At 68.4% G+C, this 12,453-nt stretch carries 12 protein-coding genes; 5 read left to right on the forward strand and 7 right to left on the reverse strand.

Translation table 11 applies throughout. The features are described 5' to 3' along the window. Positions 1 to 24: 24 nt before the first annotated feature. The 6 genes from OH146_RS12625 to OH146_RS12650 form a co-directional block, all read right to left on the reverse strand. Positions 25 to 1,266, reverse strand: coding sequence for a hypothetical protein (locus tag OH146_RS12625; RefSeq protein ID WP_265161320.1), 1,242 nt, complete (start codon positions 1,264 to 1,266; stop codon positions 25 to 27). Continuing rightward, positions 1,263 to 2,429: a sensor histidine kinase gene (locus OH146_RS12630; protein ID WP_265161321.1), complete on the reverse strand. Its 1,167-nt coding sequence runs from the start codon at positions 2,427 to 2,429 to the stop codon at positions 1,263 to 1,265. Before OH146_RS12630 ends, OH146_RS12625 begins: the two co-directional genes overlap by 4 nt. An 80-nt stretch (positions 2,430 to 2,509) precedes the next feature. Next, positions 2,510 to 3,193, reverse strand: a complete 684-nt coding sequence (locus OH146_RS12635) for a response regulator transcription factor (RefSeq protein ID WP_265161322.1) — start codon at positions 3,191 to 3,193, stop codon at positions 2,510 to 2,512. Further along, positions 3,190 to 4,395 (reverse strand): homoserine O-acetyltransferase MetX, encoded by a 1,206-nt coding sequence (metX, locus tag OH146_RS12640; protein ID WP_265161323.1) that lies wholly within the window; start codon positions 4,393 to 4,395, stop codon positions 3,190 to 3,192. The genes OH146_RS12635 and metX overlap by 4 nt, the downstream gene beginning before the upstream one ends. A 76-nt stretch (positions 4,396 to 4,471) precedes the next feature. Continuing rightward, positions 4,472 to 5,791 carry a bifunctional o-acetylhomoserine/o-acetylserine sulfhydrylase gene (locus OH146_RS12645; RefSeq protein ID WP_265161324.1) on the reverse strand — a complete coding sequence of 440 codons (1,320 nt, stop codon included), beginning with the start codon at positions 5,789 to 5,791 and terminating at the stop codon, positions 4,472 to 4,474. A 119-nt stretch (positions 5,792 to 5,910) separates the two neighbouring features. Beyond that, the gene (locus OH146_RS12650; protein WP_265161325.1) at positions 5,911 to 7,062 is read right to left on the reverse strand and encodes an acyltransferase family protein; all 1,152 of its coding nucleotides are present in this window, start codon (positions 7,060 to 7,062) and stop codon (positions 5,911 to 5,913) included. A 36-nt stretch (positions 7,063 to 7,098) separates the two neighbouring features. Between OH146_RS12650 and OH146_RS12655 the strand changes: the two genes are divergently transcribed. Then, positions 7,099 to 7,890, forward strand: a complete 792-nt coding sequence (locus OH146_RS12655; protein WP_265161326.1) for an SDR family oxidoreductase — start codon at positions 7,099 to 7,101, stop codon at positions 7,888 to 7,890. On the opposite strand, the gene OH146_RS12660 is transcribed toward OH146_RS12655, so the two are convergent. Then, a complete protein-coding gene (locus tag OH146_RS12660; protein ID WP_372508506.1) occupies positions 7,874 to 9,358 on the reverse strand; it encodes an MFS transporter in 1,485 nt (494 codons plus the stop codon). The two genes, OH146_RS12655 and OH146_RS12660, sit on opposite strands and share 17 nt — an antisense overlap. A gap of 89 nt (positions 9,359 to 9,447) precedes the next feature. On the opposite strand from OH146_RS12660, the gene OH146_RS12665 reads away from it, so the two are divergent. Genes OH146_RS12665 through OH146_RS12680 form a run of 4 tightly spaced genes read left to right on the forward strand, consistent with a single transcriptional unit; the run spans position 9,448 to position 12,443 of the window. Then, a complete protein-coding gene (locus OH146_RS12665) occupies positions 9,448 to 10,125 on the forward strand; it encodes a uracil-DNA glycosylase (protein ID WP_265161328.1) in 678 nt (225 codons plus the stop codon). A gap of 19 nt (positions 10,126 to 10,144) precedes the next feature. Next, entirely contained in the window at positions 10,145 to 11,056 is a 912-nt protein-coding gene (locus tag OH146_RS12670) for an ABC transporter ATP-binding protein (RefSeq protein WP_265161329.1), read from the forward strand. Then, positions 11,053 to 11,865: an ABC transporter permease gene (locus tag OH146_RS12675; RefSeq protein ID WP_265161331.1), complete on the forward strand. Its 813-nt coding sequence runs from the start codon at positions 11,053 to 11,055 to the stop codon at positions 11,863 to 11,865. Before OH146_RS12670 ends, OH146_RS12675 begins: the two co-directional genes overlap by 4 nt. Then, on the forward strand, positions 11,865 to 12,443 hold the full coding sequence (locus OH146_RS12680; protein ID WP_265161333.1) for a GNAT family N-acetyltransferase: 579 nt from the start codon (positions 11,865 to 11,867) through the stop codon (positions 12,441 to 12,443). The genes OH146_RS12675 and OH146_RS12680 overlap by 1 nt, the downstream gene beginning before the upstream one ends. The last annotated feature ends 10 nt before the right edge of the window (positions 12,444 to 12,453 follow it).

Consider the following 12,453-nt stretch of genomic DNA (forward strand, 5'->3'; position numbering starts at 1 on the left):
TTAGTTTGTCTTCGCCATTGAATGCTACTGGTCCGCCGGATTTTCCACGAGGCATCCGATTTCGACACGCAGGCTCGAGTCCTGGGTCGAGTCGGTGTAGTGGCCCACCTTACCGATCGCCTCCCAGGTCGCGGGGTCCACGCGATTGCGCGGGATGCCCGTCGTCGTGAGTGAGATCGGCACGCTTACCCGACCATCGGTGCGCTGCGGGGCGTTCGTTCCGGCGGGTCCGATCGTCACCTGGACGGTGACGGGCTTGGTGCCCCGATCGCTCACAAGAAGCCATACCGCAGAGAGCAGGCCGTCGCGCTGTCGTCGGTCGAGCAGCCCCGCGAGACTGCTGCGGTCACTCAGCGTCACAGAACGCCCGAGCACCTCCGACTCTGTGATGGCGTGGTAGAGCCAGGTTTCGCGGCGCCCCTCGATCAGGTGCAGTCTCAGCTCGGTCGCGAGGGAGGCGGCACGCGATGCCATACTCGCCTCAAGGGGGAGGCTGAGCCGGCCGGTCGCGACCGAGTCCAGCAACTCCTCCGCCGCGAGGTCGAGACGGGCGAGCTCCTCCGAGGCGAGCATTCCCACCGCGAAGCGAGGAGCTGACACCGTGCTCTGCACGAGCACGCGGTCGAGCTCCTTCTGCACGAGCCTGCGGAAGCGCCGCACGATGACAACTCCGAAGAGCGTGGGCAGCACGGCGAGCGAGATGAAGGTGAGCAGCGTCGGCACGGTCGCCGGCGTGATGGGGGAGCTCGCGAGCACGCCCCAGGTCAGCACGACCGCGACCACCAGAGTCGCCGCGAGGACCTCGCGCGCCCGCCGCAGAGTGATCGACACAAGAAGGCCCGTGGATGCGCACAGCGATGCCGTGCCCATGGCCGCCGTGTTGCCAAGCGGCCAGATCGCCACGAAGTCGAGCGCGATGACGCCGAAGATCGCGACGAGCACGAGGAGGAACAACCAGTCGGGCATGTTCTCGCCGCGGGTTGCGATCGAGACCGCGACGCCGCCCAGCATCGCCAGCAGAAGCAACCAAGCAAGGCTCACGGGCAGCGTGTCGGGGTAGAGCTCCCAGTTCCAGACGAGGAGCGTCAGGCCATAGAGCACGATGATGCCCGCGATGACCCCCGCACCAACGCCGAGGTATCCCGTGCCCAGGCTCGCGCCGAGGGCACGAGCCTGGCGCATCGCCCGAGTAGGGGCGCCAGGCTGGCCCTTTCGCTTGCCGAAGATGACGCCGAGGGTGTTCTCGCCCAGATCGCCGTAACTCACGTGCGCGGCACCTCCAGGACGACCGTCGTACCTGCGCCGGGGGCCGAGAAGAGGCGCGCATTGCCGCCGACCTCCTTGAGCCGGCCCACGATCGACTCCTTGAACCCGAGACTGCTCTCACCGACCTCGTCGAGCACAAAGCCGACGCCCTGGTCGGTCACCATAGCCCGCACGGTCGTCTCGTCCTCCGTGATCGTGACGTGAGCATTCGAGACGCCGGAATGGCGGCGTACGTTCTCGAGGCACTCCGAGAGAGCGAGCAGGAAGGCGTCGAGCACCTCGCTCGGCAGCAACACGTGACCCGTGCCGTGCCAGGCGACCTCGAGTCCCATCCGGCCGAAGCGCTGCTTGACCGACTCGAGAGTCGTGCCGAGCGGAGTCTCCGAGACGGGCTCGCTCGTGTACACGATGGGGGTCGCCTGTGGGCCCGCGACACCGAGTCGGAGCTGGCGCAGGAGTCGCGCATCATCCGCTGCCTGCTGCCGCATAGACTCCGCCGACACGCCCACGCCGGAGTGAGCGAGGAGAGTGAGCGTCGCCAACACGGTGTCGTGGAGAAGGCGGGCACCCTGCCGCCGCTGCGCCTCCGTCTCGCTCGCCCGCCGCTCCGCACGGTGCGCGCGACCAATGCTGCTGATGCGGCGGGCGGCACGGGGAACGCTCGCGCCCAGCCAGTAGGCGAAGACCGTGACGATTCCCCAGCCGAAGGTCACGACGATCGCGGCCCGGGCAGCCGCGTCGGGGTTCGGTGCGGCAAGGAGCATGAGTGTGAGGGATGCCGCGAAGCCGAGTCCCAGCACGACCGCCCGTGCGCGCTCCATCACGAGCACCATGGCGAAGGAGGAGAGGCCGGCCGCAGCAAGGGGTGCCATGGCGCCGCGGATCGCCGCGCTCGTCTCCTCGGCGACCGGCACCTGCACGACCGCCAGGATCGCGCAGCCTGCGATGAGCCCCGCCAGGACGAGGAGGATTGATTGCGAAGTGCCCACGAGGATTTGCACGACGATCAGCACAAGGAAGAGTGGGATCACCGCGACGAGGATGTCGGTCTCGAGCACGCCGGGAACGAGGAAGCAGGCGAGCGAGACGAGAGTGGAACCCAGACCTATCATGCGGGCGGACCGGCGGAGGAGCCGATCGCGTTCCCGAGTCAGAGCGTCCACGTATTCATCGTCACACACCGTCACCCGATCGGGGGGAGCAACACTCCACCGGGGCGCAAGGCCGGCCTCTGCCGGTGCGTCTACTCCGAATCGACCCAGCCCTCGCGGATCGCGTGGCGTCGCAGCAGAGGACGGGTGCCGAGATCGACGCCCATCGCGCGGTACTTGCGTCGAGCGCGCTTGAGGTACGACTTCACGGTCTCCTCGGTGGTCGACATGAGCTCGGCGACCTCCCGCACGGTGCGTCCCGTCGCGTAGAGCATGAGGGCGCGAAGCTCCTGACGGCCGAGTCCGGGAGCCGCCCCGGTTGCGCCCGTGCCCTCGGAACCGCCGGTGGAATCCGCACGGTAGCGAACGCCCTCGGCCGCCGAGCGGATGGCCTGCACGAGCTGAGCGGCGTCATCCGTCTTGGGCACGAAGGCGAGGGCTCCCGCCTGGATGGCGGACTGCGCGGAGATCGCACCGGCGTGCCGGCTCATCACGACCGAGCGCACGCCCGCTGTCGTGAGAGCGCGAATCTTCGTCTCGACCGCGATGTCGTCGCCCAGCCCCAGGTCGAGCACGACGACGTCGACGGGGAACTCGGGGTGCGACAGGAGACCGACCCAGCTCGTCTCCGTCGCGACGACCTGCAGGTCGGGATGGCGGAAACGCAGGTGGGCGGCGATGCCGTCGAGCACGAGCCGATGGTCGTCGACGACGGCGACACGGATGACGGGAGCGACCGCGAGCGGGCGGCGCGAGGCATCCGTGCCCGGAGTCATGACGCGAGAAGCCTCTCGAGGTGGGGGCCCACGAGGTCGTCCTCGATCAGGAAGCCGTCGTGGCCGAAACTCGAGGAGATGATGACGGCCTCATCGCCGTCGATGTTTCCCGCGAGACCCCGCGCGATCACCTGTTGGTCCGGCACAGGGAAGAGTCGATCCGTGTCGATGCCGAGCACGAGGGCCCTCGCGGTCGCCCGCGAGAGGGCGGCGTCGACACCTCCGCGGTCGCGCCCGATATCGTGCGAGTTCATCGCCTCGACCAGCGTGATGTAGGAGTTCGCGTCGAAGCGGCGCGTGAACTTGTTGCCATGAAAGTCGAGGTAGCTCTCGACCGCGAAGCGACCGCCGTCTCCCAGGGGGCTTATGTCACTCTGCCAACTGCGCTGGAAGCGGGCGTTCAGCTCATCCGGTGAACGGTAGTTGAGCAGGGCCATGCGCCGTGCGAGCGCCAGCCCCCGGTGCGGACCGTCGCCGTCGGCCGCGTCGTAGTAGTCGCCTCCGCGGAAGGCGGGGTCCATGCGGATCGCCTCGATCTGCACCGAATTGAGTGCGATCTGATCGGCGCTGCTCAGGGCAGGCGCGGCGAGCACCGCGACGCGTTCGAGACGTGACGGATGCCCGACCGCCCACTCGATCGCATGCATCCCGCCCATCGAGCCGCCGATGACCGCCGCCCAGCGGGCGATGCCGAGCGAGTCGCTGAAGAGCACCTGCGCCGCGACCTGATCACGGATCGTGAGAAAGGGGAAGCGGGCAGCCCATTCGATGCCCTCGGTCGTGTGGGAGGCGGGCCCCGTCGTCCCCTGGCAGCCCCCCAGCATGTTGGGCGCGACCACGAACCAGCGATCCGTGTCGAGGTACTTGCCGGGGCCGACGATTCCCGACCACCACCCCGTCGTCGGATGCCCCAGGGTGGGTGGGCCGGCCAGATGGCTGTCGCCCGTGAGGGCGTGCAAAACGAGGATCGCGTTTGACCCTTCATCGTTGAGCTCGCCCCAGGTCTCGAATGCCATCCGGACGCCGGGAAGGTGGCCCCCGCGCTCGAGGCGCAGCGGGCCGAGGTTGGCGAAGCGCCGACGCCCTGCGGGGTCGCCTTCCCGCCACGCGCCGCTAGCGGGAGGCTTGCCGATGAGCGCCCTGTTGTTGGCCTCCGTCACGAAGCTCGAGGGGACGCTGTCTTCGGGTGTCTGCCAATCCATGTCAACGCCCAGTATCCCCGAAAATGCGAAGGAGCCCGCGTCCTGTTACGCGGGCCCCTCTCGCCGAGTAGGGCACTCAGTGCTGTCGCGCGGCCTCTGCCACGGTGCGGGCCGCCTGCAGCCCCGCGTCGAGGTCTGCCTTGATGTCCTCGATGTTCTCGAGGCCGACCGAGAGGCGCACGAGCCCCGGCGTGACGCCCGCCGTCAGCTGCTGCTCCGGTGTGAGCTGCGAATGCGTCGTCGAGGCCGGGTGGATGACGAGGCTGCGCACGTCGCCGATGTTGGCGACGTGGCTGAACAGGGAGAGGCCGTTGACGAAGGCGCGGCCCGCGTCGACGCCGCCCTTGAGCTCGAACGACAGCACCGCTCCGACGCCCTTGGGTGCGTAGGAGTTCGCCGTCGCGTACCAGGGGCTCGTGGGCAGCCCCGCGTAGTAGACGGTGTCGACATCGGGGTGGTTGTCGAGCCACTCCGCGACATCCTGTGCATTCTGCACGTGACGTTCGATGCGCAGGCTCAGCGTCTCGATGCCCTGGATGAGCCCCCAGGCGTTGTCGGGGGAGATGGCGGGTCCGAGGTCGCGCAGCAGCTGCACGCGCGCCTTGATGACGAACGCGATCGCGTCGCCCACGGCACCCGTGTAGCTGGCCCCGTGGTAGCTCGGGTCCGGCTCGGTCAGGCCGGGGAACTTCTCCACGTTCTTCGACCACTCGAAGCGGCCGCCGTCGACGATCACACCGCCGAGCGCCGTGCCGTGACCGCCGAGGAACTTGGTGGCGGAGTGCACGACGATGTCGGCGCCGTGCTCGAAGGGACGGATGAGGTAGGGCGTCGCGATCGTGTTGTCGACGATGAGCGGGAGCCCGTGCTCGTGCGCGACGGCCGCGACCGACTTGATGTCGAGGATGTTGATCTTGGGATTGCCGATCGTCTCGCCGAAGAAGAGCTTGGTGTTGGGTCGCACGGCCGCCGCCCACTCGGCGGGGTCGTCCTGGTTCTCGACGAAGGTCGTCTCGACCCCGAGCTTGGCGAGCGTGTACTTGAAGAGGTTGTAGGTGCCGCCGTAGATCGAGGAGGAGGAGACGATGTGGTCGCCCGCCTGCGCGATGTTGAGCACCGCGAGGGAGGTGGCCGACTGGCCGGAGGCGAGAGCGAGGGCCGCCGAGCCACCCTCGAGCGCCGCGATGCGCTGCTCGACGACATCCTGCGTCGGGTTCTGGATGCGCGTGTAGATGTTGCCGAACTCGGCGAGGGCGAAGAGGTTCTGCGCGTGGTCGGCGTTGTTGAAGACGTAGGCCGTCGTGCGGTAGAGCGGCGTCGCGCGAGCGTTCGTCACGGGATCGGGAACCGCCCCGGCGTGGATCTGCTTGGTCTCGAACTTCCAGTCGTCGCTCACTGCGGTGCTCCTCGTCCTGCGGCCCCGTACCTCGGTGCCCCCGCGATGAGCATAGGAAGAACGACGGGCACGGTCAAAGGGCGTGACATACGCGGTAACCCGGGCTGCGGCATCCGCGCTCAGCCGCCGCGGGCACGCTCACGCGACGCATCGGGAACTGTGCGGAGCGAGCCCGTCGGGTCCACCTTGGAGGGCCCCGGTGCGCGTTCTTCGCCGCGCGCGAAGAGCCAGCGGGGTTTCGGCTCGATGAGGGGACGGAAGATGCGCCGGACGGGCCCCGACGCCAGCGCGATGCTGATGAGCACGCAGACGACGATCATGCCGATGAGCCAGGGCACGCTCGAGTGCTCCCGGAGGAAGGAGGTCTGGCGGATGGGGTAGAGCACGAAACTGTGGAGCAGGTAGATGTACATGGTCGCCTGGCCAAGATGCGTGAACCACGTTGAGCGACGCGGGATGAGCACGAAGAACGCTGCCGAGAGCACGACCGCCGCGACGATCAGGGCGAGTCGCACGAGCCCCGCCCACCAGAACGTGCCGCCCAGCTGCACATACGAGTCGTCGTAGAAGAACCAGTTCTTGAGGTTCATCTCGCGCCAGCCCTCGATCTGGGTCCACAGCACGGTCGCCGAGAGCGTGAAGACGAGCACGGCGCCGCCGCGGAACCACCACAGCGCACTGCCCGCGACCCGCCAGCGCTCGATGATGTTCCACTCGTGCAGCTTCCAGCCGAGCACGAAGAAGGGGAGGATGCCGATGGCTCGCGAGAGAGAGAAGGTGCTGTCGACGTTCATGAGGTAGCCGACCCCGACCGAGAGCAGCACCGCCCACATGAGCGGCCAGCGCAGCAGCGCGAGGTAGGGGAGGATCAAGCGGAAGAAACCGAGGGCGAGCAGGAACCACAGGGTCCAGGAGGGCTGCGTGGGGTTGAAGCCGTCAGGGCCCTCCGTGATGGCCTTCACCGCCGTCCAGATCGTCTCCATGATGAGGTAGGGCACGAGGATGTCGGTGATGACCTTCTGCATCTGCTTCGCGCTCGGCGAGCCCGGCTTGGAGAAGTAGCCGCTGATGATGGCGAACGCCGGCATGTGGAAGGCGTAGATGAAGAGATAGACCGTGAGGGCCACATCGTCCTCGAGGGCGAGCCTCTGAATGCCATGCCCGACCACGACGAGGGTCACGGCGATGAAGCGCGCGTTGTCCCACAGCGGCACGCGGATGCGCTGGCGCGTCGACGCGGCGCGCCCCTCCGCAGGGGCAGATCCCACCATGCTCACAGCATATGAGCGGGGCGATAGCGTTGACCTGTGAAAGCGAGACGAGTGGTCATCACGGGCGCGAGCTCGGGCATCGGGGCAGCGACCGTGCGGGAGTTCCGCAGGCTCGGCTGGGACGTCGTGGCGGTCGCCCGGCGTGAAGAGCGCCTCGCGGCGCTCGCTGGGGAGACCGGCGCCGAGGCAATCGTGGCGGACCTCACGCGCCAGGAGGACGTCGACGCCCTACGCGAGCGGATCGCCGCCTCCGGCCCCATTCACGCCCTCGTCAACAACGCGGGAGGGGCCTTCGGGGTCGCGACCGTCGAGGAGAGCGCGGTCGAGGACTGGGCGCGCATGTTCGACATCAACGTGCTCGCGGTCAAGCGCGTGACGGAGGCGCTCCTGCCGCTGCTGCGGGAGGGGGCTACGGATGCCGCGGCCGACGACATGCCGCACGCCGACATCCTCACCGTGACCTCGACGGCAGGCCTCGCCGCCTACGAGGGCGGCGGCGGATACAACGCCGCCAAGTTCGGCGCTCACGCCCTCGTGGCGGCCCTCCGGCTCGAACTCGCGGGGGAACCCATCCGCGTGCTCGAAGTCGCGCCCGGCATGGTGCACACGGAGGAGTTCAGCCTCAACCGGCTCGGGGGCGACCAGGCGGCGGCCGACGCCGTGTACACGGGGGTCGAGCATCCGCTCAGGGCAGAGGATGTCGCATCCGTCATCGCGGGCGTCATCGAGCTGCCCGGGCACGTCAACGTGGACCTCACGGTCGTGCGGCCCGTCGCGCAGGCGGCGCAGCACAAGCTCGTGCGAGGCCCGCTCACACCGAAGCGGTGACCGCCGCGACCTGCTCCTCGTCGTCTGGTTCGGCATCCGAGAATGCCTGCCGCGGCACCGCGAAGAGCAGTAGCGCCGCCACGAGGGCCCCGAGGCCGCACATCGACCAGACCACCATGTAGCCGAAGAGGCTGCTCGCGGTCGACCCCGCGACCTGCACGGCACCGATCGTCAGCACGATCGCGAAGACGGATGAGGCGAAGGAGCCGCCGATCGTCTTGGTCGTGTTGGTGAGCGCCGAGGCGATTCCTGTCTGCCCTCGCGGTGCGGCGGCGGCGGCCGCGGCGGGCATCGCACCCATGAGCACCCCAGAGCCGATTCCCGCAATCGACATGTTCATGAAGACGTGCCACACGGCGGAGTGGAGGGGGAGGAAGAGCAGGTAGCCGAGCGCGACGAGTGCGGCGGCGGCGATGAGAGCCGTGCGCGGTGAGAAGAGGCGCGAGGCGACGGGGAACAGGAGGGCGCCGACGATCATTGACAGCAGGTAGACGCCGATGAGGATCGAGATGCTGCCCGAGGCCAGGCCGAGGCCGTAGCCGACCTCGCCCGGGTCGGTGCCCGCGAAGGTCGAGAGTGGCGCCTGCGCCCCCAGGATGCTGATGCCGAGGAGGAAAGCGGTCACCTGCACGGGCCACATGTTCGGCTGCGCGAGTACGCGCAGGTCAATGGCCGGATCCTTCTGCCGCAGCTCGAAGCGTGTGAAGGGCACGAAGGTGAGCACGCCGAGGGCGATGACGACCCAGACCCACCAGGTTTGCGGCCCGTTGAACTTGAGGAAGGTGAGCCCCGAGGTGATGAGGAGCAGGCCGATCGTGAGGATCGAGAAGCCCGCCCAGTCGAGGGAGCGTCCGGGTAGCGGCTCCGACTCGGGCACGCCGAAGAGGATGATGAAGAAGACGAGGGTCACGGCAATCGCGGGCACCATGAGGGTCGGGGGGATCGAGGAGGAAAGGACGGCTTCACCTCCGAACGCGCCGAAGACGGCGCTGCCGCCGAGCGCGCCCGCGATCGCCCCCGCTTCGAGGCCCACGATGAGCATCGCCGCGGCCTTGCGCGTCGCCGATGCGGCATGGCCGGATCGCCGTCCCTTGTCGAAGATGAGCGCGACCTCGAGCGGTAGCCACACGACGTAGAAACCCTGCAGAGTCCAGGCGATGAGGAAGCTCGTGAAGTCTCCCGCGAAGGCGAGCCACCAGGTCGCCCCTGCCGTGAGCACGGTCGAGATGAGAAGGATGCGCTTGTGCCCGTACATGTCACCGAGCTTCGCGAGAATCGGCACGACGAGGGCCGAGAGCAGCAGTTGCGACCCTTCGAAGACGTTGAAGTCGGCGTCGATGATGCCGAGGTGGTCGACCAGGTCGGGGATGAGGGGCACGTAGTAGCCCTGCAGGATTCCGCTCACGAACTCGACGAAGAAGAGGAATCCGATGAGGCTCGCGGTGACGGCGCCGGCTCGGGCGGGCATGGTGCGCATTCGCCGAGCGTAGCGGCCACAATGGGGGTGGCAGTATTCCCCTTTCGAGTGGTGGTGGCGATGGCGGTAGGCGTGGGAGCGTGACGCGGCGCCCGCTTGAGGAGCTCATCGATCGGGGGTGGGCGCGGGCCCTCGCCCCTGTCGCGGGCGACATCGCAGCCCTGGGGGAACGACTTCGTGCGGATGTCGCGGCCGGGGGTCGCTACCTTCCCGCGGGTGAGCACGTGCTTCGGGCCTTCGCGACCCCGTTCGACGACGTGCGGGTGATCATCGTCGGTCAGGATCCGTACCCCACCCCGGGGCATCCGATCGGCCTCTCCTTCGCGGTCGAACGGCACGTGCGGCCGCTCCCGCGCAGTCTCGCCAACATCTATCGCGAGCTCGCGGACGATCTCGGCATCCCGCCAGCACCCCACGGCGACCTGACGGCGTGGAGCGGGCAGGGAGTGCTGCTGCTCAACCGCGTGCTGACGGTGCGGCCGGGAGAGGCGGGCTCGCACCGCGGTATCGGCTGGGAACGGGTGACGGATGCTGCCATCTCGGCGCTCGCTGCCCGGGGCGGGCCGCTCGTGGCGATCCTCTGGGGCAACCAGGCGGCGACGGTGCGGCCGCTGCTCGGCGAGGTGCCCATCATCGCGTCAGCGCATCCCAGCCCGCTTTCGGCCTCACGCGGCTTCTTCGGGTCGAGGCCGTTCAGCCGGGCGAATAAGCTCTTGGAGGAGCAGGGTGCTACGGGCATCGACTGGCGGCTCGAGTGAGGCGACGAGGGGATCACACATGGTGACGGCGAGCGATCGCGACGGCCGCACGATCGAGGTGCGTGGTCTCACCAAACGCTTCGGGGCGGTCGCGGCCGTCTCCGACCTCTCCTTCACGGTCGCGCCCGGCACCGTGACGGGATTCCTCGGGCCCAACGGGGCGGGCAAGACAACGACCCTGCGTATGCTTCTCGGGCTCGTCGAGCCGAGCGCGGGCACCGCGACGATCGGAGGCGTGCGATACCGCGACCTGCCGCGCCCCATCACGACGGTGGGCACGGCGCTTGAGGCGGCCAGCTTCCACCCCGGGCGCACCGCGCGCAATCACCTGCGGGTCATGGCGGCGTCCTCGGGCGTCCCGTCGTCGCGCGTCGACGCGGTCCTCGCGCTTGTGGGCCTCTCGGACTACGCCACTCGCCGGGTCGGGGGGTACTCGTTGGGGATGCGGCAGCGACTCGGGCTCGCGGGCGCGCTGCTCGGCGATCCCGGCGTCCTCGTGCTCGACGAACCGGTCAACGGTCTGGATCCCGAGGGTATCCGGTGGATCCGCACGTTCCTGCGCGACCTCGCGGCAGAGGGGCGCACGGTGCTCGTCTCCTCTCACCTCCTGAGCGAGGTGCAGCAGAGTGTCGATCGGTTGGTCATCATCGCGGGCGGTCGGCTCGTCTATGAGGGCACGCTCGACGGCCTCGACACGGGCGGCACCGTGCTCGTCGACGCTCCGGATCGGGCCGCGCTCGCCGCGGCGATCCGTTCGGCGGGAGGCAGCGTCGAGCCGGGTGACGGAGGCCTCTCGGTGACAGGCCTCGATGCGACATCCGTGGGTGCTGCTGCCCTCGCGGCGGGCGTGCCGCTCTCCCTGCTCATGCCCAGGCAGGGTGGCCTTGAACAGTCGTTCCTGGACATCGTGGGCGGAGGGGGGTCCCGATGAGGTTCACCGGTGCACTGCGTTCCGAGTTCACGAAGCTTCTCACGACGCGCATGTGGTGGGTGCTCGCCCTCATCCTGGTGGTCTATGTGGCCTTCACGGCGGCCGCCCTCGGCGCGACCTTCGGCGGGATCCTGCCGGGAGGCGATGAGGCGGGCCTCGTCGGCGACGGCGCCCCCGCGCTCGTCTACAGCGTCGCCGTGACGGTCGGCTATGTCTTCCCCGTCATCCTCGGCACCCTTTCCATCACGGGGGAGGTGCGGCACCAGACGCTCACCCCGACCTTCCTCACCACGCCGCGGCGAGGCATCGTCCTCGCCGCGAAGCTCGTCGTGCTCTTCGTCTTCGGAGTGTTCTACGGGGTCGTCGCACTCGCCACATCTGTCGCGGTCGGGGCGGGGCTCTTCACGCTCGGTGAGGTATCGACGGGTCTCGATGACGGCGAGATCTGGCTCATGTTTGCGCGGGCCGTGCTCGCGATGGGGATCTGGGCGGTGATCGGGGTCGGCCTCGGCACGCTCATTCCCAATCAGATCGCCGCGATCGTCGTGCTTCTCGCGTTCACCCAGTTCGTCGAGCCCATCCTGCGCACGGCAGGCATGTTCGTCGAGGGACTATCGGAGGTGGCGAAGTTCCTTCCCGGCGCTGCGGGTGATGCGCTTGTCGGCGCGAGTGTCTTCGCCGCAATGTCGGGCCCCGATGCATCCGGTGCCCTTCTCGAGTGGTGGCAGGGCGGCCTCGTGCTGCTCGGTATCGCCGTCGTCGTTGCGCTCATCGGTTCACTCACGACGTGGCGGAAGGATGTCACCTGATGTTGGAAGAGGAATACCAGGAGCGGCGGGTCCTGCCCCCGCACCTGCGCCCCGCGCCTCCTGAGCCCGAGACCTTCACCTATGAGGTGCGCGCCGCCGAGGCGGAAGACCTGCCCTCGGTGCGGGAGATCTACAACCACTATGTCGCCAACACAACCGTGACCTTCGATGAGAAGCCCATGACGCTGAGGGCGCTGCGATCGAAGTTCGGTCACATGCAGAAGCTGAACTTCCCCTTCCTGGTGGCCGAGAGCCCCTCGGGCGAGATCCTCGGCTTCGCCTACGTCTACCCGTGGAAGGAGAAGGCGGCATACCGCTACACGGTCGAGAACTCCATCTACCTGGGGCCGGCCGCGACGGGAAAGGGGCTCGGCAAGGCGCTCATGGCCGAACTGATCGAGCGCTCCCGCGCCGCAGGCATCAAGGAGATCGTCGCCGTGATCGCCGACCGGGGTGCCGACGGTTCGATCCGCCTGCACGAGCAGTTCGGCTTCAAGGAGATCGGCCGCATGGGCCGAGTGGGCTTCAAGTTCGAGCGCTGGCTCGGCACGATCCTCATGCAGAAGTCGCTCAAGTAGCTCTGAGCCG

Origin of the sequence: Homoserinimonas sedimenticola, from assembly GCF_026094475.1 — a bacterium.
GTDB classification, from domain to species: Bacteria; Actinomycetota; Actinomycetes; order Actinomycetales; family Microbacteriaceae; genus Homoserinimonas; species Homoserinimonas sedimenticola.